At 65.0% G+C, this 24,887-nt stretch carries 20 protein-coding genes and 1 riboswitch; of the genes, 11 read left to right on the forward strand and 9 right to left on the reverse strand.

All coding sequences use genetic code 11. The features are described 5' to 3' along the window. Positions 1-1,935 (reverse strand): ricin-type beta-trefoil lectin domain protein (locus tag ACR9ZH_RS11620; protein WP_481290905.1); only part of this gene is annotated, 1,935 nt, incomplete at its 3' end. Between the two features lie 382 nt (positions 1,936-2,317). After that, positions 2,318-2,411, forward strand: a riboswitch (glycine riboswitch). Positions 2,412-2,454: 43 nt separating this feature from the next. Between ACR9ZH_RS11620 and gcvP the strand changes: the two genes are divergently transcribed. The 4 genes from gcvP to ACR9ZH_RS11640 all read left to right on the forward strand — a co-directional run bounded on the left by gcvP (position 2,455) and on the right by ACR9ZH_RS11640 (position 9,601). Beyond that, a complete protein-coding gene (gene gcvP / locus ACR9ZH_RS11625; RefSeq protein WP_481290906.1) occupies positions 2,455-5,319 on the forward strand; it encodes an aminomethyl-transferring glycine dehydrogenase in 2,865 nt (954 codons plus the stop codon). A gap of 253 nt (positions 5,320-5,572) precedes the next feature. Further along, positions 5,573-6,238, forward strand: coding sequence for a carbonic anhydrase (locus tag ACR9ZH_RS11630; protein WP_481290907.1), 666 nt, complete (start codon positions 5,573-5,575; stop codon positions 6,236-6,238). Continuing rightward, positions 6,235-7,110 carry a bestrophin family protein gene (locus ACR9ZH_RS11635; RefSeq protein WP_481290908.1) on the forward strand — a complete coding sequence of 292 codons (876 nt, stop codon included), beginning with the start codon at positions 6,235-6,237 and terminating at the stop codon, positions 7,108-7,110. Before ACR9ZH_RS11630 ends, ACR9ZH_RS11635 begins: the two co-directional genes overlap by 4 nt. An 85-nt stretch (positions 7,111-7,195) precedes the next feature. Then, positions 7,196-9,601, forward strand: a complete 2,406-nt coding sequence (locus ACR9ZH_RS11640) for a GH92 family glycosyl hydrolase (RefSeq protein ID WP_481290909.1) — start codon at positions 7,196-7,198, stop codon at positions 9,599-9,601. 20 nt (positions 9,602-9,621) lie between these two features. Here the strand turns inward: ACR9ZH_RS11640 and ACR9ZH_RS11645 are convergent, their stop codons facing one another. The 7 genes from ACR9ZH_RS11645 to ACR9ZH_RS11675 form a co-directional block, all read right to left on the reverse strand. Beyond that, positions 9,622-10,389 carry an FkbM family methyltransferase gene (locus tag ACR9ZH_RS11645; RefSeq protein WP_481290910.1) on the reverse strand — a complete coding sequence of 256 codons (768 nt, stop codon included), beginning with the start codon at positions 10,387-10,389 and terminating at the stop codon, positions 9,622-9,624. A gap of 66 nt (positions 10,390-10,455) precedes the next feature. Then, positions 10,456-12,624, reverse strand: coding sequence for a copper-transporting P-type ATPase (locus ACR9ZH_RS11650; RefSeq protein WP_481290911.1), 2,169 nt, complete (start codon positions 12,622-12,624; stop codon positions 10,456-10,458). Continuing rightward, complete coding sequence (locus ACR9ZH_RS11655) at positions 12,621-13,037, reverse strand: heavy metal-responsive transcriptional regulator (protein ID WP_481290912.1); 417 nt, start codon at positions 13,035-13,037, stop codon at positions 12,621-12,623. Before ACR9ZH_RS11655 ends, ACR9ZH_RS11650 begins: the two co-directional genes overlap by 4 nt. A 186-nt stretch (positions 13,038-13,223) precedes the next feature. Beyond that, positions 13,224-14,303: an aldo/keto reductase gene (locus tag ACR9ZH_RS11660; RefSeq protein WP_481290913.1), complete on the reverse strand. Its 1,080-nt coding sequence runs from the start codon at positions 14,301-14,303 to the stop codon at positions 13,224-13,226. Positions 14,304-14,307: 4 nt separating this feature from the next. Continuing rightward, entirely contained in the window at positions 14,308-14,673 is a 366-nt protein-coding gene (locus ACR9ZH_RS11665) for a VOC family protein (protein ID WP_481290914.1), read from the reverse strand. 3 nt (positions 14,674-14,676) lie between these two features. Beyond that, positions 14,677-15,756, reverse strand: coding sequence for a quinone oxidoreductase family protein (locus tag ACR9ZH_RS11670; protein WP_481290915.1), 1,080 nt, complete (start codon positions 15,754-15,756; stop codon positions 14,677-14,679). Between the two features lie 13 nt (positions 15,757-15,769). Beyond that, the gene (locus ACR9ZH_RS11675; RefSeq protein WP_481290916.1) at positions 15,770-16,897 is read right to left on the reverse strand and encodes an MDR family NADP-dependent oxidoreductase; all 1,128 of its coding nucleotides are present in this window, start codon (positions 16,895-16,897) and stop codon (positions 15,770-15,772) included. 114 nt (positions 16,898-17,011) lie between these two features. Here ACR9ZH_RS11675 and ACR9ZH_RS11680 point away from each other — a divergent pair, with 114 nt between their 5' ends. From ACR9ZH_RS11680 to ACR9ZH_RS11690, 3 genes are read left to right on the forward strand one after another with little or no spacing between them, the layout of a single operon-like run. Beyond that, positions 17,012-17,950: an AraC family transcriptional regulator gene (locus ACR9ZH_RS11680; RefSeq protein ID WP_481290917.1), complete on the forward strand. Its 939-nt coding sequence runs from the start codon at positions 17,012-17,014 to the stop codon at positions 17,948-17,950. A gap of 40 nt (positions 17,951-17,990) precedes the next feature. Continuing rightward, positions 17,991-18,554 (forward strand): helix-turn-helix domain-containing protein, encoded by a 564-nt coding sequence (locus ACR9ZH_RS11685; protein WP_481290918.1) that lies wholly within the window; start codon positions 17,991-17,993, stop codon positions 18,552-18,554. Between the two features lie 55 nt (positions 18,555-18,609). After that, positions 18,610-19,449 carry an SDR family NAD(P)-dependent oxidoreductase gene (locus ACR9ZH_RS11690; protein ID WP_481290919.1) on the forward strand — a complete coding sequence of 280 codons (840 nt, stop codon included), beginning with the start codon at positions 18,610-18,612 and terminating at the stop codon, positions 19,447-19,449. A gap of 4 nt (positions 19,450-19,453) precedes the next feature. Here the strand turns inward: ACR9ZH_RS11690 and ACR9ZH_RS11695 are convergent, their stop codons facing one another. Beyond that, positions 19,454-20,335 carry a LysR family transcriptional regulator gene (locus ACR9ZH_RS11695; RefSeq protein ID WP_481290920.1) on the reverse strand — a complete coding sequence of 294 codons (882 nt, stop codon included), beginning with the start codon at positions 20,333-20,335 and terminating at the stop codon, positions 19,454-19,456. Between the two features lie 107 nt (positions 20,336-20,442). On the opposite strand from ACR9ZH_RS11695, the gene ACR9ZH_RS11700 reads away from it, so the two are divergent. Genes ACR9ZH_RS11700 through poxB form a run of 4 tightly spaced genes read left to right on the forward strand, consistent with a single transcriptional unit; the run spans position 20,443 to position 24,878 of the window. After that, on the forward strand, positions 20,443-21,273 hold the full coding sequence (locus ACR9ZH_RS11700; protein WP_481290921.1) for an aldolase/citrate lyase family protein: 831 nt from the start codon (positions 20,443-20,445) through the stop codon (positions 21,271-21,273). Positions 21,274-21,287: 14 nt separating this feature from the next. Then, positions 21,288-21,815, forward strand: a complete 528-nt coding sequence (ripB, locus tag ACR9ZH_RS11705; protein WP_481290922.1) for a (R)-specific enoyl-CoA hydratase RipB/Ich — start codon at positions 21,288-21,290, stop codon at positions 21,813-21,815. 10 nt (positions 21,816-21,825) lie between these two features. Next, positions 21,826-23,145, forward strand: coding sequence for an acetyl-CoA hydrolase/transferase family protein (locus ACR9ZH_RS11710; RefSeq protein WP_481290923.1), 1,320 nt, complete (start codon positions 21,826-21,828; stop codon positions 23,143-23,145). 11 nt (positions 23,146-23,156) lie between these two features. Next, positions 23,157-24,878 (forward strand): ubiquinone-dependent pyruvate dehydrogenase, encoded by a 1,722-nt coding sequence (poxB, locus tag ACR9ZH_RS11715; protein WP_481290924.1) that lies wholly within the window; start codon positions 23,157-23,159, stop codon positions 24,876-24,878. Positions 24,879-24,887 lie beyond the last annotated feature (9 nt).

Genomic DNA, 24,887 nt, shown 5'->3' on the forward strand with positions numbered 1-24,887 from the left:
GTGCATTGGGATAGTTCGTCCACGGCTCGATGGGCGCCCCATACGGATTGACGGGAAAATCCTGGAACTGCCCTTCGCAGGTTGCATGTCGATGCCGGGGCGCGGTGCATTGGGATAGTTCGTCCACGGCTCGATGGGCGCCCCATACGGATTGACGGGAAAATCCTGGAACTGCCCTTCGAACGCGTGGTACCGCACCTGGTCGCCGTCCACATATAGCCGATACTGAGACTGATCGATCAACGCATGCAGTCGGTCCTCGCGCCACTGCCATTGCTGCTCGAACGACACGGCGCATGGCTTCGTGACGACCTTCCTGCTTTGCACGTCGGCAGTCAGGCAGCGGCCGGACCCCCGATTGACGTAGCGACTGGACGCATCCATTCCCCACATCTGCCGGCGATCCGAAGGATTGCACTCTCCCAACGTCACATCGCCTTCGTCCTGCAGGCAGGCCCCGGTGCCAGTGGCCGTGCGGATGAGCACCGTGATGTCGGAGGTGAGATAAGGGTCGGACATGTCCACGACAAACTTGAATGGAACATCGCGCCTGTCGTTGCCGCCCAGATACTGTAGCTCGGCCCGCTTCCACCACCATTCGTCGCGCCGGAGATCGTAGCCCGCCGTAACAGCCACCTCCGCCAAGCCTTCATAGGCGCCTGGCAGCACCCATTCGGACACGGTATTGAGCGACGCGGAGCGCATCATCGCGGTCATGCCCTTGTCGGTCAGCTCGGGCAGGCCGGCGGTAAAGCGCCTTACCAGCACGCCCTTGAGGCTTGGCGCAATCAGGGCGGTCCATCGAACGGCACTGGGACCCTTCACGGCAGCCAGGAGGGAATAGTCCTTGAACGTCCTGGCTATGCTCTCTTCCCACCGATGGTCGAAACCCAGCGAAAGATTGAGCGGCAGCTTTGCAGCAAGCTTATCGTCTGGCTTTCCGGACCCGCTGAGTTCGGATCCGGTGGAACCGCCGATGCTGAAGCCCCGGCTCTCCGTCTTGGTTTCGTTGTATTCGGTACGCGGATCCGTTTCGGGAAAATGGCTGCGGTAGCCAGGCTGTACGCCGTCGGCGGTCAAGGTATGTTCAAGCCGGTACTCGAACGGAAGATAGGCCGCCCACAGGTTCTGTCCCGTGTGGTTCCCTTCGGTGATGCCGTTGCGCTCCGTCGTCACGGTCACCCTGGACGTGATCATGACGACTTTCGCATCGGCGCTATTGGTGCGGCTCCGCACCACATCGACCAGGGTGACGCCGCCGACCTCGCCCTTGTCGTCAACGAGATTCAGGCTGAACCGCTTGGTGGGCAATGCGGGTTGCTCGCTGGCCGCGGACATCGAGCCGATGCTGCGCCTGCTTCTCGCGCGCCGTTCCGGCCGCGGACGGACCATCTCCATTTCGGACGCCACCGCCGACATGAGGGCGGCCGTTGTCGCCGTGCTGCCACCGCTCGAGAACACCTGCGTGCGGCCCTGCGGGTCACGCAGCAGGATGACGTCACCCGAGGTGGGCGCCATACCGAAAATCGCAGAGGTGCGCCTTAGATCGTCCGGCTCCAGGCTGTCCATGTGCAGAAGGAAGGGCACTCCCCGCTCATACAGACGGGACAGGGCAACAAACTCGGCCGCCGGAAGCGGCAGCTCGCTGGACGAGATGGCGGCCAGGACGCTCCCCGGGGGTGCCGACGCCAGGCGGACGATGTCCTCATCGGACAGCCCACCTGCAGCGACGGTGGCGGCGCCCTCGGCGCCCTCCCGTGTCTTACCCGAGCGCCCATCGGCACCGAAGGTGACGAGGGTGACCTGGGCGGCGTCCGGGGACGGCGAATCGGCATAGGGCGGGGGCGATGGTGGAGCAAAGGACAAGGCCGGATGGACCAGGCCAATGCCGATGGCGCACGTAAGGGTACGGATGGCCAGAGTGGGGAAACTCATGGGGGGACCTCCTTGTGGCGGGGAGGTTTCGACGCTATCCGCCCACCCCGCAGACCAAGTGAGAGAGTTCTCACCAGCCACGACGGGCACTTACGTCAGATGCATTTGTTTTCCGACCGTTCGCTGCGCGATCCCCGACGATGGCCCCCGCCTTACGCCCGGCCCGGTTCATCCAACCCACAGACGACGGCGATCGCCGGGACGCGGCCGGGTAGCTGTCCTACGACAGGTCCGGGCATTCCCCTGACCGGAACGCGTTCAAGCCGACATCCCCGCCCGCGCCCCTGTATAATCGATCCGGTAAAGCTCGGTGGGAGAAGCGGACGGACCCGCTGCCGAAGGCGCAACGCCCGTAATCGCTCAGGCCCCCATACCACCGCGCGGTCATCACTCTGGAGAGACCGGTTCGATCCGGCGCCGAAGGTGCAAGAGGCTCCCGCCTCCAAACTCTCAGGCAAAAGGACAGAGGGGCGCCCCACGTGCCGGCACGGCACGTTCCTGCGGATGCCTCCAAAGCCCATGAGCCAGAAAACTTCGCTGCGCGACCTCGAAAACCACGGCGCCTTCATCGAGCGCCACATCGGCCCGAACGACACCGAGATCGCCGAGATGCTGCGCGTGGTCGGCCACGCCTCGCTCGACGCCCTGACCGACGCCATCGTCCCTGGCTCGATCAAGTCGCCCGCCCCGCTCGCCCTGCCCCGCGCGGTGACCGAAGAGGAAGCGCTGGCGAAGATCCGTGCCATCGCCGACCGCAACACGGTGTTCCGCAGCTTCATCGGCCAGGGTTACTACGGCACGCTGACGCCGAATGTCATCCTGCGCAACGTGCTCGAGAATCCGGCCTGGTACACGGCCTATACGCCCTACCAGGCGGAAATCTCGCAGGGCCGCATGGAAGCGCTGATCAACTTCCAGACCATGGTCGCCGACCTCACCGGCATGGACATCTCCAACGCGTCGCTGCTCGACGAGGCCACCGCGGCGGCCGAGGCCATGGCGCTGGCCAAGCGCTCCGCGAAGTCGAAGTCGAACGTTTTCTTCGTTTCGAAGGACGTGCACCCCCAGACGCTGGAAGTGCTGCGCACGCGTGCCGACGGCATCGGCATCGAGCTGCACATAGGCGAAGACGGCGAAGCCGCTGGCGTCGACAGCTTCGGCGTGCTGCTGCAGTATCCGAACACGTTCGGCCGCATCAACGACTACAAGAGCCTCGCCGATGCCACGCATGCCCGCGGCGGCGTCGTCTGCGTCGCCACCGACCTGCTCGCGCTCACGCTGATCGCCGCGCCGGGCAGCTGGGGCGCCGACATCGTCGTGGGCAACACGCAGCGCTTCGGCGTGCCCTACGGTTTCGGCGGCCCGCATGCCGCCTACCTCGCCTGTCGCGACGCGTACAAGCGCTCGATGCCGGGCCGCCTCATCGGCGTTTCCGTCGATACCGAAGGCAAGCCGGCCTACCGTCTTACCCTGCAGACCCGCGAGCAGCACATCCGCCGGGAGAAGGCGACGTCGAACATCTGCACCGCGCAGGTGCTGCTGGCCGTGATGGCCAGCATGTACGCCGTGTACCACGGTCCGGAAGGCCTGGTGCGCATCGCGCGGCGCACGCACCGCCTCGCGACGATCCTCGCCGTGGCGCTGCGCCGGGCCGGCGTCGCCGTCGGCGGCGATTTCTTCGACACGCTGCACGTCACCGGCATCGATGCGAAGGCGATCCATGCGAAGGCCGCCGCCGCACAGATCAACCTGCGCGCCATCGACGCTGGCAGCGTCGGCATCAGCCTCGACGAGACGACCACCCGCGCCGATGTCATCGCGCTCGCCGGCATCTTCGGCGGCAGCGTCGACGACATCGACGCGCTCGATGCGGAAGTGCACGACGCGCTGCCGCGGCAGCTGCTGCGCGGGATGGACTTCCTCCAGCACCCGGTCTTCAACACGCACCACAGCGAGCACGAACTGCTGCGTTACCTGCGCGGCCTCGCCGACAAGGACCTGGCGCTGGACCGCACCATGATCCCGCTGGGCTCGTGCACCATGAAGCTCAACGCCACCGCGGAGATGATCCCGGTGACCTGGCCCGAGTTCGCCAACATCCATCCGCTGGCGCCGGCCGGCCAGGCGCAGGGCTACAAGCAGCTGATCGACGAGCTGGAAGCCATGCTTGTGGAGTGCACCGGCTACGACGCCGTGAGCCTGCAGCCGAACTCGGGCGCGCAGGGCGAATACGCCGGCCTGCTCGCCATCCGCGCCTACCACCGCTCGCGCGGTGAAGGCCATCGCGACATCTGCCTGATTCCCGAATCCGCCCACGGCACCAACCCGGCCTCCGCGCAGATGTGCGGCATGACCGTGGTGGTGACGCGTTGCGACGCGAACGGCAACGTCGACGTGGACGACATCCGCGAAAAGGCCGAGAAGTACGCCGACCGCCTCGCCGCCATCATGATCACCTACCCCTCCACGCACGGCGTGTTCGAGGAAGACGTGGTCGCCATCTGCGAAGCCGTGCACAAGCACGGCGGCCAGGTGTACACCGACGGCGCGAACATGAACGCGCTGGTCGGCGTGGCGAAGCCCGGCAAGTGGGGCTCGGACGTCTCCCACCTCAACCTGCACAAGACCTTCTGCATCCCGCACGGCGGCGGCGGCCCGGGTGTGGGCCCATGCGCGGTCAAGTCGCACCTCGCGCCGTTCCTGCCGCGTGCCTTCGGCGGCGAGGGTGACGTGGGCATGGTCAGTGCGGCCACCTTCGGCTCCGCCTCGATCCTGCCGATCTCGTGGATGTACATCACGCTGATGGGCACGGAAGGCCTGCGCAAGGCCACCCAGGTCGCGTTGCTCAACGCCAACTACATCGCCAAGCGCCTCGCCCCGCACTTCAAGACGCTCTACACGGGCCGCAACGGCCTGGTGGCTCACGAGTGCATCCTCGACCTGCGCCCGCTCAAGGACGCCACCGGCGTGGGCGCGGAGGACGTCGCCAAGCGCCTCATCGACTTCGGCTTCCATGCGCCGACGCTGTCCTTCCCGGTCGCCGGCACGCTGATGGTCGAACCGACCGAAAGCGAATCGCTGCACGAGCTGGACCGCTTCATCGATGCCATGATCCAGATCCGCGACGAGATCCGCGCGGTGGAAGACGGCCGCCTGGACCGCGAAGACAATCCGCTGCGCAACGCCCCGCACACGGCCACCATGGTCACGGGCAGCGAGTGGACCCACGCTTATCCGCGCGAACTCGCCGCCTTCCCGCTGCCCTCGCTGAAGCTGTCGAAGTACTGGCCGCCGGTGTCCCGCGTGGACAACGTGTACGGCGACAAGAACGTGATGTGTGCCTGCATCCCGATCGATGCGTATAAGGAAGACGTGGAGGCGTAAGCCTCCGTGTCCAGGCCGCCCCGCTCACGCCGGGCGGCCTTTTTGTAGGAGCGCGCCTTGCGCGCGCTGATCTTTTGAGGCCGTGACCCGGAGCTGGCGCGCCAGCGTGGGGACTGGCGCGAAAACATGTCGCGCGCAAGGCGCGCTCCTACAGATACTCCCCCATACTCCTGCGAATCCGCCTTAACCCGCTTTGTCATAAACTTCCCAGGTTGCCGCGCCCCGTCGCGGCCTGATCTTCCGAGGTGAACGCATGACTCAGGAAACCCCACGCAACGACAGCCTGCTCGGCCTGCTCAAGGGCGTCGAGGACTTCAGCCACCGGGTCTTCCCCGAACGGGAGCAGCTGTTCAGCGAACTGGCCGAGGGCCAGAGCCCGCATACCCTGTTCATCACCTGTGCCGACTCCCGCGTGGTGCCGGAGATGATTACCCAGACCCAGCCCGGCGAGCTGTTCGTCTGCCGCAACATCGGCAACATCGTGCCGGGTTACGGCGAGATGCTGGGCGGCGTGTCCGCCGTGGTGGAATTCGCCGTGATGGTGCTCCGCGTGCGCCATGTCGTGGTCTGCGGCCATACCGACTGCGGCGCCATGAAGGGGCTGCTCAATCCGGAGTCCACGAAGGACCTGCCTACCGTCGAGGCCTGGCTGCGCAATGCGCAGGCTGCCAAGAGCGCCGTGTTCGCGCGCAAGCTCGAAGGCACGGCCGCCATGATTGCCCTGATCGAGGAGAACGTGCGCCTCCAGTTGGCGCACCTGCGCACGCACCCCGCGGTGGCCGCGGCGCGAGCCAACGACGCCATTACCCTGCAGGGCTGGGTGTACGACATCGGCGACGGCAAGGTCTCGGTCCTGGACGAAAACAGCGACCGGTTCATCCCCCTGTCCGAAGCCATCCAGCGAGAGAACGGCGTGTGATCCTTCCGGGAAGGGCCCACCTCGGGCACATCCTGCATTACGTCGGCAAGCCGCTGATCTGGCTGCTCGCCTGGGACATCGCGGTCACCGTGTTCTGGTACCTGGTGGATCCCGACTGGATGGAATTCCCCGCCCTGCCGGTCACGCTGCTGGGTTCCGCGGTGGCGGTGTACCTCAGCTTCCGCAACACCACCGCCTATGCCCGCTGGTGGGAGGCGCGCACGCTATGGGGCGCGATGGTGAATGCGTCGCGTACCCTCGCCCGCGACGCCCTCACCCTGCTGGCGAACCGCGACGCCGCCACCGGCGTCGCCCATCGCCAGATCGCTTACGTGCACGCCCTGCGCCTGCACCTGCGCCGCCAGGCGCCCTGGGACGAGCTCGCCAGCCGCCTCCCGTTCGACGAAGTGGAGCGGCTGCGCACCGTCGCGAACGTACCCAATGCCATCCATTCGCGCACGGCCGCCATGATTTCCGCCACGCGGCCGGACCCGATCCTGCTGGCGACCTTCGCCCGCACGATGAGCGACATCTCGAACGCGCAAGGCGGCATGGAACGCATCAAGAACACTCCGCTGCCCCAGCAGTACGCCGCCTACCCCACCCTCTTCACGCACGGCTTCTGCGTGCTGCTGCCGCTGGGCCTCGTGGAAACCCTGGGCCTCTACACGCCGCTGGGCTCCACGGTGGCGGGCTTCCTGTTCCTTGCGCTTCTGCAGATCGGCAACGACATGCAGAACCCTTTCGAGAACCGGGAAGACGACGTGCCGCTCACTACCCTCACGCGCGGCATCGAGATCGACCTGCGCGATACGCTCGGCGAAGCGCACGGGCTCCAGCCGCTGCAGCCGGTCGACGGCATCCTCTGGTAAGGGCGGACCCATGACCGTTGGCATGGGACAAATGGCATATAAGGGATTTCAATCGAGATAAATCCCGGTTCCACGGAGGTCCACCTTGCGCGCCCTGCATCCGCTCGTCCTCGCTGCCGCCCTGATTCCCGCCCTCGCGGCCGCGGCTTCGGGTCCTGCCGACCTCGTCAACCCGATGATCGGGACCACCAACGGCGGCAATGTCTTCCCTGGCGCCGTGGTGCCGTTCGGCATGCTCCAGTTCAGCCCGGAAGCGTCGCCGTTGCCCGGCAAGAAGTCGCCTATTGCCGCACCGGGTGGCTACGAATACCGGGCCGATGCCATCCGCGGCTTCAGCCTCACGAATGTCGAGGGCTGGGGTTGCGCGGGCGGCTCGGGCGACGTGCCGATCATGCCCATCACGGAAGACGTGACCGCGTCGCCGTCCACGGACTTCCGCCACGCATACGCCTCGAAATTCTCACATGCCAACGAATCCGCCAGGGCCGGGCACTACCGCGTGACGCTGGACAACGGCGTGGCCGTCGACCTCACCGCCGCGCTGCGCAGTGGCGCGGCCCGTTTCGCCTTCCCCGCGGGCAAGCCGGCGAACGTGCTGGTACGCGCCTCCGATTCCGAGGCGGGATCCGAAAGCGCGAAGGTCACGGTGGACAAGGCGCATGGACGGGTTTACGGCGAGGTTACCAGCGGCAACTTCTGCGGCTACATCAACGAAGCCGACCGGCACAGCTACTACACGCTCTACTTCGTCGCCGAGTTCGACCAGCCTTTCGCGTCCGCGGGTTCCTGGCAGGACACCACCGTGAACAAAGACGGCACACAGGCCGAAGGCGGCACCGGATACGGCCCCAAGGGCTTCCCCGAGGCAGGCAAGGGTTCGGGCGCATGGGTGGGCTTCGCGAAGGGCACGCGCACCGTCAACCTGCGCGTCGGCATCTCCTACGTGAGCGCTGCGAACGCACAAGCCAACCTCGATGCCGAAAATCCAAAGGGCACGACGTTCGAATCCCTGCGCGACAAGGCCGTCGCCGCATGGAACGCGCGCCTTTCGCACATCGACGTGGCGGGCGGCACGTCCGACCAGCGCACTGTGTTCTACACCGCGCTTTACCACGCGCTGATGCACCCCAATGTCTTCAGCGACGTCAACGGCGAATACCGCGGCTTCGACGGAAAGGTCCATCGTGTCGGCGGAAATCAGCAAGCGCAGTACGCGAACTTCTCGGGCTGGGACGTCTACCGCTCGCAGCTGCCGCTGGTGGCGTGGCTGGAGCCCAAGACCGCCAGCGACATCGCGCAGAGCCTGTACAACCAGGCTCAGCAGAATAACGGCGTGTGGGACCGCTGGACCCATAACAACGGCGGCACGCATGTGATGAACGGCGACCCGTCCGCCGCGGCCCTGGCGGGCGTGTATGCCTTCGGTGCCCGCGACTTCGACGCGAAGGGTGCCCTCGCCTCCCTGGTTCATGCGGCCGACCACCCCACGGCGCTGGATACTTCGCACGATGGTTGCGAAGTGGAGTGCGTCGGCCAGCGCCCCGGCCTGGATGCGTGGCTGAAGCTGCACTACATCCCCGTCGGAGCGCCCGCATGGGGCCCGGCGGCGGATACGCTGGAAACCGTCGCCGCCGAATTCGGCATCAGTTCACTTGCGGACCGCCTGGGCGACAAGCCCACCTCGGCACGTTTCCTCGAGCGCGCGCAGTACTGGCGCAACCTCTTCGACCCTAAAGCCACGCCCGAGGGCGGCTACATCCGCAATCGCAACGCGGACGGCAGCTGGGCACTGGTGAAGGACGACGAGAAGGAAGCGCCGCATGCCTTCACGCCATCGACCGAGGACGGTTTCGTCGAAGGAAGCGCCGCGCAATACGTCTGGATGGTGCCGTTCAATGTCGGCGGCTTGTTCGATGCCATGGGCGGTCGCGAAAAGGCCCGCAAGCGCCTGGACGCATTCTTCTACCAGCCGGACGGCAGCTTCGCGGTGACGAAGTCCGGCCCGCTGCATGCCGAACTGGACAACGAGCCCTCCATCGGTACGCCATGGCTCTACAACTACGCCGGCCAGCCATGGAAGACGCAGGAACTCGTCCGCCGTGTGCTCGACACCCTCTGGGTCAATGCGCCGAACGGCATTCCCGGCAACGACGACCTCGGTGAGATGTCGTCCTGGTACGTGTTCGCGGCGCTCGGCATCTACCCCTCGATTCCGGGCCGTGCCGAGATGGTCGTGGGCAGCCCGGTCTTCACCCGTGCCGTGGTGCATCGCGAAGGCGGCGACATCGTCATCGACGCACCGAACGCGGGCGCGGGCAAGCCGTACGTCACGGCGCTGAAGGTCGATGGCAAGGCCACCTCGCGCGCCTGGCTGCCGGAGTCGTTCGCCTTGAAAGGCGGCAAGCTGGCGTTCGACCTGTCGGACAAGCCGAACAGGAACTGGGCGACGAAGGAAAGCGACGTCCCACCCTCCTTCGACATAAGGCACTGACAAAGAACTCTCCCGAAGGCTCAGGCGCCTCGTACGTACCAATCGTCGATCTGTGACAGGGACTCGTACTTGCGCCGGTAGCCGTGGCGGGACAGCAGATCGAAGAGTCCCGCACGGCGCTTGGCCTCGTAGCCGTGTTCGACCGTGATCACACGCGGCCGGAAACGTTCGAAATCGAAGGCTTCGAGGATCATCAGCTCCGAGCCTTCGGTGTCGATCGAGAGGTAGTCGATTTCCTCGAAGCGATACTGATCGAGCAGGTCGTTGAGCGATACGGTATCCACTTCGTAGCGCGCCGACGCGGCGCGCTGTCCACCGAAGCGATCCGCGTGGCAGTAGCTTTCGATGGTGGATAACGGGCGCTCCACGCAATCGCGAAAGAGCACGCGATCGCCGCTGCGGTCGGTCACGCAGCGATGATCGATGATGCACCGCCTGGTCTTCGCCAGCTCGACATGCCAGCTCCGCGCCGGCTCGACCAGGATGCCGTGCCATCCATGGCGGGCCTCGAGCAGATGGCTGTTGCTTCCCGTGAGTCCATCGGCCGCGCCGAATTCGACGAAAACGCCGCCGCGCAAGCCGTCCATTTCGTGCAGCACGAACAGGTCCTGCAACAGGTCCGAACGGGAGTCTGCCAGATGGGCAAGGCAGAAGCGCAGGAAGGGCAACTCGTCATCGCCGGCCAGGCGCATCTTGCCGCGCATCCGCACCATGAGGCTGATGCTGTCGGCGCCCGGCGGGAAGACCCGGATGAAGTCATGCCCGAACTCCCGGGCCAATCGCCGCATCACCCTCATCGCCAGCGCCACATCGCCCTCCGCATCCGGAAAAGCGGTGGGTGCCCCCGTGCGGCGTCAAGGTTGCCTCAGCCTCAGCGCATTCCCCACCACCGATACGGAACTGAGGCTCATCGCCAGCGCGGCGATCATGGGCGACAGCGTGATGCCGAAGAACGGATACAGCACACCGGCTGCAACGGGCACACCCACCGCGTTGTAGACGAAAGCGAAGAACAGGTTCTGGCGGATGTTCTTCACCGTCATCCCGGAGAGCGAGCGTGCCCTCGCGATGCCTGCAAGGTCGCCTTTCAGCAGCGTCACCGACGCGCTCTGGATGGCGATGTCGCTGCCATTGCCCATGCCGATGCCGATATCGGCCGCCGCAAGCGCAGGGGCATCGTTCACGCCGTCGCCCGCCATGGCCACGGTCGCGCCCTTCGTCTTCAATGCCGCGACGAGCCTGGCCTTGTCCTCGGGCGAGAGCCCGGCGTGCACCTCGTCGATGGGCAACGATGCGGCGACGGCTTTCGCCGTCGCCTCGTTGTCGCCGGTAGCCATCACCAGGCGCACGCCGGCCGCACGCAGCGCATCCAGCGCGGGCTTCGTCGAGGGTTTCACCGCATCCGCCAGCGACAGCAACGCGGCCAGCCGGCCGTCGATGGCGAGATACATCGTGGTGGCACCTTTCGAGCGCGGCCTCTCGGCCGCGTCTTCCCCGGCCCCGACTTCCACGCGCTCCGTCTCCATCAGGCGCCTGTTGCCCAACGCCACGTCGTGTCCGCCGGCCCTCCCGATCACGCCGCTGCCGACGATGGCCTGGAAACCCGACACGGCGGGAATGACGATCCCTTCCGCTTCGGCCGCGGCAACGATGGCCGCTGCGAGCGGATGCTCGCTCGGGCGTTCCACGGCGGCGGCGAGCGCCAGCGCATCCCCGCGGCCGTAGCCAAACATCCGCATGTCGACCAGCGTGGGTTTGCCTTCGGTGAGGGTGCCCGTCTTGTCGAACACCAGCGTGTCCACCTCACGCAGCCGCTCGATCGCAGCCGCGTCACGGAACAGCACGCCTTCGCGCGCGCCGCGGCCACTCGCCACCATGATCGACATCGGCGTCGCAAGACCGAGTGCGCAGGGACAGGCCACGATCAGCACGCTGACGCCGGCCACCAACGCATGCGCGAGGGCGGGTGCCGGGCCGATCATCCACCAGGCCGCAAAAGCGAGTACCGCCACCACGACCACGGCCGGAACGAACCACGCCGCGACGGTGTCCGCCACGCGCTGCAGCGGCGCGCGCGAACGCTGGGCCTCGGCGACCATCGTCACGATGCGCGACAGCACCGTGTCGGCACCCACGTGTTCCACGCGCATCGTCAGCGCGCCGTGCTGGTTCTGCGTGCCGCCGGTGAGGGTGTCGCCGGCCCGCTTCGCCACGGGCATGGCTTCACCGGTGAGCATCGACTCGTCCACATGGCTTTCGCCTTCCACGACCCTGCCGTCCGCCGGCAGCTTTTCGCCCGGGCGCACGCGCAGGCGGTCGCCCACGCGCACATGTTCAAGTTGTACGTCCTCTTCGCTGCCATCCTCGGCCATCCGCCGTGCCGTTTTCGGCACCAGGCCAAGCAAGCCGCGAAGCGCTTCGCCCGTACGGCGGCGCGCGCGCAGTTCGAGGAAGTCTCCGAGCGTCACGAGGGTGACGATCACCGCCGCCGATTCGAAATAGACGGCTACATGGCCGTGCATATCGCGCATCGGTGCCGGGAACAGCGCAGGCAAGGCGAACGCGACGGCGCTGTACAGCCAAGCCACGCCGGTTCCGAGTGCGATGAGGGTGTACATGTTCGGCGACCAGGGAACGAGCGAGCGCCAGCCGCGCGCGAAGAACGGCGCCCCGCCCCACAGCACCACCACGGTGGCTAGCATTGCCTCGCCCCAGCGCGCGATGGACGCCCACGGTTCCGGCCACATCCACCCGAACAGGTGTGGTCCCATCGCGACAGCCACCACCGGCAAGGTCAGGACGAGTAGCACCGCCAGTCGCCGGCCTAGCGCTCGGACTTCGCCGTCGTCGTCCTCCAGCGAAGGCAGCGCCGGCTCGAGGGCCATGCCGCACTTCGGGCACGAGCCCGGCCCTTCCTGGCGGACCTGCGGATGCATCGGGCAGGTATAGACGGTGCCGGCGGGCACGGGCACCGCGGGCGAGACCGGCGCGGCCGCGCCGTGCGAACAGCAGGCGTGGCTCATGCGCCCGGCTCCGCCAGCGCCTTCAGGATCGGGCAGTCCTCCGGCGCGCCATGGCCCGGGCAGGCCTCGACAAGTTCGGAGAGACCGTCGCGCACGCGCTGGAGCTCGGCGATCCGCTCATCGATGGCCTGCAGCCGCGCGGCGGCCCGCTCACGTACGCCCTCCACGCCGCCATGCCGGTCGGCCGAGAGCGCCAGCAACTCGCGGATCTCCTCGAGCGTGAAGCCCAGATCCTTTGCGCGGCGAATGAAGCGGAGCCGCGAGACGGTACCCATGTCGTACTCGCGGTATCCGGAGGGCCGGCGTTTCGGCTCGGGCAGCAGCCCTTCCCGCTCGTAGAACCGGATCGTATCGATGGCGACGCCCGCGCTCTGCGCGACGCGGCCTATGGTGAGGGCGGCGTGTGTAGTCATGGGTCAAGTCTAGACCCTTGATGAAGGTCCAGAGTCAAGCCCTATGGTTTAGCTCCTTTGTCGAAAGCCTCTAACCTTGGCACTAGCGCCTAACCATGTCACTGCACCGTTTCCCGCCCCTTAGCGAATGTGGTGTACAGGGGTTCAGGATGGACTGATCGCCCAGTGCATCCTTGACGCCGCTGTCTAGGACGGGAACGGGGCCACTGGAGTCTCGCCCGGCCCCCACGAACGGCGCGCTGCGGGATATCCGGCGGGCGCACGTCCCGAAGCCCTGTACGTCTGGATCCAACCCGGATAAGTGGCTGGCGATCGCGTCGCGTCATCGAGCCTAGCGACTTCATCTTCATCCAAGACGAGATTCGCCGCGACGCGATGGCTGTCCAACTGGGCCAGCTTGGATACCCCGCAGATGACACTGGTGACGCCCGGTCTCGATAGTAGCCACGCCACGGCGACGGCTGGCACCGTGGTGGCTCGCTCGGCCGCGATGATCTTGAGCACATCGATGGCGGCGAAGGCTTTCGCTTCATCAACGGGCGGGAAGGCGACGCGAGCTCGTCGAGTACCCCACGCCGGCGCCGATTGGCGGTCGATTCGGCCCGACAACAGGCCACCAGCGAGCGGACTCCAGCACAGCATGCCAACACCCTCGGATAGAGCCGCCGGTAGAAGCTCCCTCTCAACATCGCGGCCCGCGAGAGAATAGAACGACTGTATCGTCGCGAAGCGACTCAAGCCAAGACGCTCGGAATAGCCGATCGCCTTGGCCAGCTGCCACCCCGCGTAGTTGGAGCAGCCGACGTAGCGAACCTTTCCTGCCCTGACCGCATCATCAAGCGCCCGCAGGGTTTCTTCCAGAGGAGTGATCGGGTCGAAATTATGAACCTGGTAGAGGTCGACATAATCCGTCCGAAGCCGGCGCAGACTCGCGTCCAGTGCGCGGTGGATATGCAGCCGCGATTGTCCGACATCGTTGATACCGGGGCCGGTTCTGCCGTTTACCTTGGTGGCCAGGACGAGCTGATGGCGGCGTTGCCCGAGAATTTCTCCGAGCAGCGACTCGGACGCACCGCCTCCGTAGACATCGGCGGTATCTAAGAAGTTGATTCCCGCATCCATCGCACTGCCAAGGATCCTGTCCGCCTCAGCCCGGTCGACACCGCCGATGGGCTGGGCGGTCGAGACCTCGGAACCAAAGGTCATTGTCCCCAGACAAAGCCGGGAGACGATCGCGCCGGTATGGCCAAGCGTCGTGTATTGCATAGCGTTACGCGGCCGTCGGCTGGTAGTACTCGGCCACGAGGCCATCGGGGTTGCGGACGGTCGCATTACGACCACCCGGGGCGCCCTGGGGGCCATGCAGCAGCTCGGCGCCTCGCGCCAGGGCCCATCCAAGCGTCTCGTCGAGGTCATCAACCACGAGTAGCGCGGTGGCCGAGCGGAATGGCTCGAGTGCCTCGTCGCTTCCGCCGAGCACGACAAACGCGCCGACGACTGCGACTTCGATGCCCAGAGCTGCAAATGGGATACGACGCTCGCACGTGATGCCTTGCAGTTGCTCATAGAAATCCACTGTGGCGTCAAGGCGCGCACGGTCCACGTAGAGACGGAAGGCGTGATGGACAAATTTCATCGGTTATTCTCCAGTGTGGTCCATGACGATGCATTCGAGGTTGCCTGCGGCACGTGCCGCGCGCATAGCGTCGTGCAACTCGGAAAGAGGATAGATGCGGGGTTCGATCGCGGCCGGATCGAGCAGGCCCGCACGGAAGAGGTCAAGGAGCTTTCGGTAGGCATCGCGGGGGTACATGAAGTTGCCGATGATCTCCCAGCTATGCAGCATGACCTCGGTGTAGGGAATCGGCAGGGGCACAGCCATGCTGCCCATCAAGACCAGGCGGCCGCCGTCCGCGAGGCTGCGCATGGCAGCGAGCGTCATATTCGGATCGTTGGCGCCGCCGACCATGTCAAATGCAAGGTCCACAGCACCATGGGCACTCTCACGGATGCGGATCGCATCCCTGGCTGCGTCACCACTTACCACGAGTGGCGTGACGCGGTCGCCGGCCAGAACCGTCAGCGCGGCGAGTTTGGATGCATCACGGCCGAGTACGACAACGTGCCCCGCTCCCATCGCCAAGGCCACGAACACTGCGGCCGAGCCGTAGGCGCCGGTCGCCCCAGAAATCACAACCGTCTCTCCGGCTGCCAGGCGACCCCGCAGCAAGCCGCCATACGGCACCAGGTAGCGCATCGAGACCGCAAGCAGCGGCGAGCTGATGTCGCCCACACCGTCGGCCGGCGTGACCAGGCTGGCCGGCAACACGGCGTAATCGGCCAACGTGCCGTCAGCCCAGTCGTCTTGCATGTGCGTCGCGATCGGGCCTTGACCAGTGACACCCAGGAGAATCTGTGCCGGGTTTCGGACATTTTCCTGAGCGACCATGTGCGAGGAGATGACGACGCGCTGGCCACGCTGCAGATGCCAGACACCTTCACCCACGGCATGGATGGTGCCGACGCCATTGCCTCCGGGGATAAAGGGGCGGCGCGGCGCTTGATAAATCGGCAGTTTCCCCTCGACGTAGTCCTGCATATACGACATTAGCGACGATGACTCGATGCGGACGACGACGCTACCAGGGCGCGCTTCGGGGACGGGTGCGTCAATGTATTGGAACGGACCGCCAAGTCCGTCCAGTTGCCAGGCTTTCATAAGGTGACTCCGGTTAGTCGAACGAGATTTGCAACTTTCCCGCACGGGGTGCGGCATACATGTCGGCGATGGCGCGCGGCAAGGCATCGAACCCGCGCACGAGCGTGTGGTGAGGCTTTAAGTGGCCCATCATCAGCGCGCGGCTGAGGTCGTCCTCGGCCTGCAGCCTGTCCTGGTAAAACGCATCGACTGTCCAGGTCGCCGATTTGATATGCCGCTCGCGAAGCACACGCTCCACGGATGCGGAGATGCCGTAGTGTTCGCGCGTGGTCCGCGATGCAGTCAGTTTGGCAGAGGGTGCGTACGCCTCTGCGGCTGCACCGTAGGACAGCAGTCGGCCATGTCGATTCACATGCCGCACCACGCGCTCAGTGAACTTTCCGCCGACCCCGTCGGCAAAAACGTCGATTCCCTCTGGAAAAGCGTGGCGCAAATCCTCGTCCAGGTTCGGCGAGCGGTAATCAAGGCAGGCGTCGATCCCCAGTAGGTTGACGAGCTCCCCGCATCGCGCAGCACCTCCGGCGAAGCCTACGACGCGGCAGCCGGCAGCCTTGGCCAACTGGGCGATCAGCGATCCCACTGAGCCCGAGGTTGCGCCGACGGCCACGGTGTCGCGAGGGACCAGTGGCCCGTTTTCGCGAAGCCCAAAGTAGGCCACCATGCCAGAGGTCCCGAACACGTCCATGAGGATGTCCGGCGACCACATCTGCGCCATCACCGGGCGAAACACGTAGGTCCATGGCGATCGCGTGTGATTCAGGGCCCGAACCAATGGGGTCGCTTCGGGAAAACCGATGGGCGGATCCTGGCTCGAGATGAGTTGGTACTGCTGCCAGCCCGCTTGGCATGCCACGAGGTCGCCGACCGAGAAAGCTGGATCGCGCGACTTGACGACCTCTGCGCAAGCGTAATTGCGCGGCTCCGTTTCACCCGGCGCCACCAACCCCTGCGCGATCCGTTGGCGGGTCGCGGCATGGACGTTCACCAGCCTGACCCGTACCAGGGCCGCACCGTCGGGCACCTCTGGCACCGGTAGGGTCTGGCGCACGAAGTCCTCGGGCCGCAAGGTATCCGCGTCGACCGAATGGGCGACAACCCATCGATCGAAATAGTTTGGAATCTCCGGACTCACGGACTGCATCTGATCGCTCCTGTGGTGCTCGGGGGCGCCCGACCACGGGCGACGAGATATCCTCTCGCCAAACGTCCTATCTTTGTATAACCTAAAGTGCGCCATTTATTATGGATCGTACCTATGGACGCTTTATCCGAGGTGCTGGCAATGCTCCGCGTCAGTTCGGCCTTGTCCTCCCGGTTTGAGGGCCAAGGCCGCTGGGCATTCCGTTTTCCCACCTATCAGCACATCAAGTTCGGAGGAGTCTTAACGGGCCGCTTCCACTTGTGGCTCGAGGGATCCAGCGACGTCGTGACGCTTGAAGAAGGGGACTTCTACATGCTGACGACCGGCCACCCGTTCTGCTCGGCGAGCGACCCCTCGTGTTCACCCATTGATGGCCCCTCCACTTACCGTGCGATACGGGATGCGGACGGGGTAGTTCGTTATCGCGGGCCCGGCGCTGAGGCAGCCACCGTCAGCCTGGCCAGCGGGCGATTCATGTTCGAAAACGACGTTAGCGAGCTCCTTCTTCGCCATCTGCCGCCCCTGATTCATCTGAAGGCGTCCGATCGCGGCACATCATCGCTGACGCATTTGCTCGCGCTGCTCAAAGGCGAAACGGGCCAGCCCATGCCGGGCACCGATGTAGCGCGAAGCAGCCTCGCCGCACTGGTTCTGGTTAGTGCCTTGCGCGCTTACCTGGATAGCGTGCCCGCACCGGCTGGCTGGCTGGGCGCGCTATCCGATGCCCGCATCGGCCAAGCCTTGACGCTAATGCACGGCCAGCCGGGGCAGCGGTGGACATTGGACGATCTCGCCCACGCCGTGAACATGTCGCGCACTGCCTTCGCCGCTCAATTTCGCCGACTCGTTGGCAGCGCCCCAATGGATTACCTCAATCGGTGGCGTATGGCGGTCGCCCGTACGGCGCTGAAACATTCCGACGACACGCTTGCCGAGATCGCCGAGCGCATCGGCTATCTGTCCGACACCGCCTTCAGCATTGCCTTCAAGCGCGTAACAGGCCAGAGCCCCGGACGCTTCCGAAGCGACAGCCGGATCCAGGTACGAGCCTGACTGAACTTTACAAAGTGGACATATCGTGTAAAGTCTGTCCATGATCGATCGCGACGTTTCCGGAACCACCACGCTGCTGAATGCCGCAGCCGCCACCTTCGCCCGCCTTGGCTATCGCCGGACCACGATGGATGCTGTGGCGCGAGCTGCCGGCTGCTCGCGGCAACTGCTTTACCTGAAATACGAATCGAAGGAACGCCTCTTCCAGGCCACGGTAACTCACGCGCTGGGAAGTCAGCTTGCCGACGCCGCAGCTGCTCTCAAGGCCCGCGGCAGCCTAGCCACACGCGTCGCTGCAGCCTTGGCGGCCTGGCTCGGCCCGCACGCCATCAGCAGCGCCCGTGACGCCGGGGAACTCACCGAAGCAACGCGGCAGCTATCCATCGCCATCGTCTCCGAACTGGAAACTGCGTTTCTTGCACTGCTCGAGGCAGCACTGGGCAGCGAGCCGCCATCACGCCGGAAGGCACAGGCACGTCTTCTCCTCTTTGCGAGCCACGAAATCAAGCGCCGCAGTGCCTCGCTCAAGGAGATGCACACGGACATTCTGGCCGCGGTACGCGCCCTCCCTCTCACCGAGCTCACCGAGGTCGAACATGACTAGCCGAGCCGTCACTGCGACAAGGGTCTTGAGCGGGGAAACGCTCGATGGGCAGCGTATGGTCATCACCGGCGGTGCCGGGGGTATTGGCCTCGCTGCCGCACAGGCGCTGGCAGCGAACGGGGCGCAACTGGTGATCCTTGCCCGGACGACCGAGGCAGCCGCTTCGGCGGCCCACGCCGTCGGCCATGGAGCGCAGGGCATCGGTTGCGACCTCGCAGACCTCGCCGATGTCGAGCGAGCGGCCGCGGCCGTCGTGGATAGTGGAAAGCCGATCGACGTTATCATCGCCAATGCTGGCATCGGGAATCTGCCCCACCTAACTGTGCGATACGGTGTCGAACTGCAGTTTCTCGTCAATCATCTCGCCCACTTTCTGCTGGTCGATCGACTGGCACCGTCGCTGAAGAACGGATCAGGACGCATCGTGGTCACAAGCAGCAGCGCAAGCGTTAGCCAGGCGCCACCTGGTGGTATTGATTTCGATAATCTTGCCGGGGAGAAGGGGTATCGCCCTTCCACCTTCTACGGCCAATCCAAACTCGCCAACGCTCTGTTTGCTCGCTGGCTTGCAAAGAAGCTTGCCTTTCGTGGCATTACCGTCAATTCGCTGCATCCCGGCGCGGTAGCGCACACCGGTTTCAACAAGTCCTTGGGATTTCCGCTGAGCGCTGTTCTGCGCCTCGTATCCCCGTTCATGAAAACGCCAGAGCAAGGCGCCGCCACGCTCGCCCTCCTTGCGGGAAGTCGGCAGGTAGCAGGCCAAACGGGGTGCTACTGGGTCGACGGCAAGGTCGCACGCGGAAACCCTCTACTGGCGGACGACGCGCTGGCGGATCGGCTCTGGGTGACCTCCAGGCAGATACTCGAACGGGAAGGCATCGCTACCTCCCTTTGAGCGACTACGCGCTCAGCGTGCAGTCGATGAAATTTTTCAGGAAAGGCGATGGGTCGCCTCGTCGCCATCCCAGTTCGAGCACGACCGCCGCACCCGTGTCGTGAAGCTCGCGGAAGGTCACTCCCTTCACTTGCAATTCCCGCATGGACGCCGGCACCAGCGCGACGCCGAGCTCGGCCGCCACGAAATGAATAATCGACGCCATTTGCGGTGCCACTTGGCCAAGCTTGGGTTCGAAGCCCGCGTCTCGGCATGCCTGGATGATGGTGTCATACATCGCCGATCCGTACGCGCGGGGAAACGTGATCCATTCATCGTCTACAAGGTCCTTGAGCTTCAGCGCAGGCCGCCGAGCAAGCGAATGCCTCGCGGGAAGTGCGGCAACCAGAGGTTCCTCTGAGATCACGCGAAGTTGCAGATCCTGTGCCTGCAGCCCCACCGGCCGCAGAAAAGCCACGTCGAGCTCGCTTGCGCGCAGCGCCGCCGCCAGCACGCCAGTGTTCGCCTCCATCAATTGCACATCCACATCCGGGTAGGCGCGGCGAAAGGCCCGTACCGCGCCGGCCACGGTGGGATTGAAGCCCGAGGAAGCAGTAAATCCCACGCGAAGGGCGCCCACCTCGCCACGCGCTGCGCGGCGCGCGGCATGAACCGCGTTCTCCAAGAGGCCGGGCAGCGCGCTCACGACGTCGCGGAACGCCTCGCCGGCGGCGGTGAGTTCGGCCCCGTGCGCGCCGCGATGAAACAAGCGTGTGCCCACCTCTTTCTCGAGGTCGCGGATCTGCATGCTGAGTGGCGGCTGCCCGATGCCGACGCGCTCGGCTGCCCGGGTGAAGCTTCGCTCCTCCGCGATAGCGAGGAAATAGCGGACATGTCGGAATTCCAAGGTATCTGTTTCCTATATGTGGCTCGCTGCCGTCATCGTATAGAGATATGTCCTGCTCGGCATTAGTTTTTTCCTGCACGGCCCCTTCTGGCCGCAGGAGACTGGCGATGAGCATGCGAAAAGGCTGGTTATTCACCCCGGGCACGCGGCGTGACCGGTTCCATAGGGCGGCGGAGGTGGGTGCCGACGTCCTCATCATGGACCTCGAAGATTCGGTCGCGCCGACGGACAAGGATCAGGCGCGGGCCTCAGTTATGCAGGCACTGACCAGCCATTCTGCAGGGCCAACCCGCGCGGTTCGGATTAACGCGCTGACAACGCGTGCGGGCTTCGACGATCTCGCTGTGCTGTTCTCTAGCCAAACCTTTCCCGATTTGCTCGTTGTCCCCAAGTGTGAGGAGCCCGCACTCCTTCAACTGCTTGACGCATGGCTGACGCAAGCAGGTGCCGCAACGGGACTGGTCGCCTTGGTAGAGACCGCCGACGGCGTGGAACGTGCGCGCGCGACGGTTCGCGCGACACCACGGCTGTCGGCGGTGATGCTGGGAGCTGCGGATCTGGCGGGGGATTACGGCTGTGAGCTGGATGCGCCGAACCTTGACTACGCACGATCGCGACTAGTCGCCGCGGTCGCGAACACACCGGTTCAAGCGATCGATACGCCATGGTTTGACCTGCACAACGACGCAGGGCGATCCGCAGACCTGGATCGATCACTGCGAACGGGGTTCACCGGCAAGGCCGCTATTCATCCCGCACACATCGCGCAGATCAACCAGGTCTTTACGCCATCTGCCGCCGAAATCGAACACGCGCGCTCCGTTCTCGCCATCAACGACGCCGGCGTCGGTCAGCTGGACGGCGCCATGGTCGACGAGGCCGTCGCCCGCCGTGCCCGGCGCACCCTGAGCGCTGCGGGCCTCTCCACCACTCCCTGACTGGAGCCAATCCCATGGATAACATCCTCCCGGCCTACAAGGCCGTCGGTAACCGCCGCTTTCGTGAGACCTCGGGTCTCTACTACGAGGACTTCGAGCCGGGCGACATCTTCGAACATCGCCCTGGCCGCACGGTCCTGGACACCGACAACGTGTGGTTCACCTTGCTGACGCTCAATAACCAGCAGGTCCATTTCGACGCAGCCTATGCCGCCCATACCGAGTGGAAGCAGAAGCTCGTGGATTCCACCTTCACGCTAGCGCTCCTGACAGGCATGAGCGTGCGCACCGTGAGCGCCAAGGTGGTTGCAAACCTGGGCTGGGACAAGGTCAAGGCGACCCATCCGGTCTTCGCGGGCGACACCCTCTACGCGGAAAGCACGGTCTTGCGCAAACGGGAATCACGTAGCCGCCCGACCCAGGGCATCGTCACCGTCGCCACGCGCGGGATCAACCAACGAGGCGAAGAAGTCATGAGCTTCGAACGGACGATGCTCGTGCATCGTCGTGGCCATTCCCCAGAAGAAGCCAGCGGCTACTGAGGACACACCCATGAGCTATGACTATCTCTACCGTCGCCTTCAGGTCACCGCGCAAGAGGCCGCGGCACTGATCCCCAATGGAGCCCGTCTATCGATCGGCATGGCGATGGGCGAACCTCCAGCAATCCTGGGCGCTCTGGCCGACCGGGCAGAAGCTGGGCTGGTCGAGGGCATCCGGGCCTATTACTACGAGTCCACCCCTATCCTTGGCGAGACCATCCTGCGCTATGGACTCCAGGACCGCATCGCGCCCTATTGCATGTTCGTCACTGGCGCGGAGCGCGCGCTGATCAAGCGGGCGCTGCAAGACAATCGCAAGGTCGTGAACTACGTGCCATCCACGTTCAGTCAGGCGCCGAGGCTGATGATGGAGCACATCGGCATCGACACGGTGATTGTCACAGTCTCGCCGCTCGATAAACACGGGTATTTCAGCCTGGGCACCGGCAACGACTACACATCCCGGGTGCTGCGGACCGCGAAGCGGGTCATCGTCGAGGTGAACCGACACATGCCGCGCGTCCAGGGTAATGGCGCACAGGTGCACATCAATGAGGTACACGCCATTGTCGAGCACCATGCCCCGCTGCTCGAACTACCTGTTCGCGAAGCGACCGAGGCCGACGAGACGATCGGGAAGCTGGTGGCAGACATGGTTCCCGATGGGGCATGCCTGCAAATGGGTGTCGGGGCACTGCCCAACTTCGTCTGCAGCCAGCTTATGGACCGCAGGCACTTGGGCATCCACACCGAGGCACTGTGCCCCGGGATGATCGACCTTATACGCGCTGGGGTCGTCACCAACGCACGAAAAGCGATCGACACAGGTAAGACGGTCTTCACCTTCGCCATGGGCCAGCAGGCCATGTACGATTTCCTGGACGAAAACCCGTCGGTGTACAGCCATCCCGTCGACTACGTTAACGATCCGCAAGTGATCGCGCGCAATGACCGCGTGGTCTCGATCAATTCCACGCTGCAGATCGACCTGACGGGCGCCTGCAACTCCGAGCATATGCTTGGCCACCAATACAGCGCCTCCGGAGGCCAGCTTGACTTCGTGCGAGGCGCCTTCGCTTCCAAGGGCGGGAAATCCATCATCGCCTGTCAAGCCACCGCAGCGAGGGGCACTATTTCCCGCATCGTGCCCCGACTCGACGGACCCGTCACGACGCCGCGTATCGACACGCACATCGTGGTGACCGAGTACGGTTCGGCGGACCTCAAGGGAAAGTCGTCCACCGAGCGCGCACTCGCGCTCATCGAGCTGGCCGAGCCACGGTTCCGGGAATCGCTACTCGCCTCGGCGCGTGAACTCCACCTGGTCTAGGAGTAACCCTCATGTCTCGTACCGTTGCCGACCAGATGGTCGCTTCGCTGGATGCCGCCGGCGTGCGGCGTATCTATGGCGTTGTCGGTGACAGCCTCAATGGCTTCACTGATGCACTCCGCCGCCACGGTGAAATCGACTGGGTTCATGTCAGGCACGAGGAGGTCGCCGCCTTTGCTGCCGGGGCCGACGCGGCGATCCATGATCGCGTCGCCGTATGCGCTGGCAGTTGTGGCCCCGGCAATCTGCACCTCATCAATGGACTGTTTGACTGCCAACGCTCTCGCGTGCCCGTCGTCGCGATCGCAGCACACATCCCCTCGGCCGAGATCGGCAGCGGGTATTTCCAGGAGACCCACCCGGAGCAGTTGTTCCGGGAATGCAGCAGTTATTGCGAGTTGGTCTCGACCGCCGAACAAATGCCGCGCGCCCTGGATACGGCGCTCCGACGGGCCGCCGCGGAGAACTGCGTGTGCGTGGTCGTGATCCCTGGCGACATTGCGCTGAAGCCAGCCGTAGCCTCAGCGCCGCCCCGCGCACTGTCCTTTGCCCGTCCCATCATCGCGCCCAGCGACACGGATCTGGACGCCTTGGTAGAGATCCTTACCTCCGGCACGAAGGTAACCCTGCTGTGCGGCGGCGGGTGTGTCGGCGCCGCCGACCTGGTGAAGCAGCTTGCGGATACCTTGGCAGCGCCTGTCGTACATGCACTGCGCGGCAAAGAGTACCTGGAAGCCAACAACCCGTTTGACGTCGGCATGACCGGGTTGATCGGTGTGGCCTCAGGCTACCATGCGATGCACGAGTGCGATGTGCTCCTGATGCTGGGCACGGACTTTCCCTACCGCCAGTTCTACCCATCCCACGCCCGGGTCGTCCAGGTCGATATTCGGCCTGAAGCCATAGGGCGGCGAGCACCGATCGAACTGGGCATCATTGCCCAGGTGCGCCCGACCCTCCAGGCACTGCTTCCCCGGCTTCGTCGCAAGGCCGATCGCCGCCACCTGGAACAAGCCCTCGCTGACTACAAGGCCACCCGTCGTGATCTCGATAACCTCGCCAGTGGCAACCCCGGCGGCGTCTTGCGCCCACAGTACATCGCACGCGTTGCCGGTGAACTGGCGAAGGACGATGCCGTATTCACTGCCGACGTCGGTCTGCCGACCGTCTGGGCAGCCCGCCATCTCTCCATGCGTGACGGCCGACGGCTTCTAGGATCGTTCTGGCACGGTTCGATGGCCAACGCCCTGGCTCAGGCCATCGGGGCGCAAGCGTCGTCACCGAACAGACAAGTCGTGGCCCTGTGCGGCGATGGGGGGTTCACCATGCTGATGGGGGACTTGCTTTCGCTCCGCCAGCTCGACCTACCAGTAAAGGTTGTGGTCTTCAACAACGGCTCGCTGGGGTTCATCGAGCTCGAGCAGAAATCGAGTGGCTTCCTGGACACCGGAACACGCCTTGACAACCCGGACTTCGCGGCGATGGCAAATGCGATAGGCATCCGTGGCTTGCGCCTTGAGCGGCCCGAGGATGTCGAGACCGTCTTCACGGAGGCCTTCGCTCATGACGGCCCTGTACTCATCGATGCAGTGGTCTCGCGGCTTGAGCTGGCCATGCCCCCCGCCATTACGGGCGCCATGGCCCGGGGCTTCTCCCTTTACATGCTGAAAGCCGTATTGAGCGGACGTGCAAACGAGATCATCGACCTGGCCGTTCAGAACTGGCACGCGTAACGCCGACGG

The organism is Luteibacter sp. SVR4-7G, assembly GCF_056755555.1.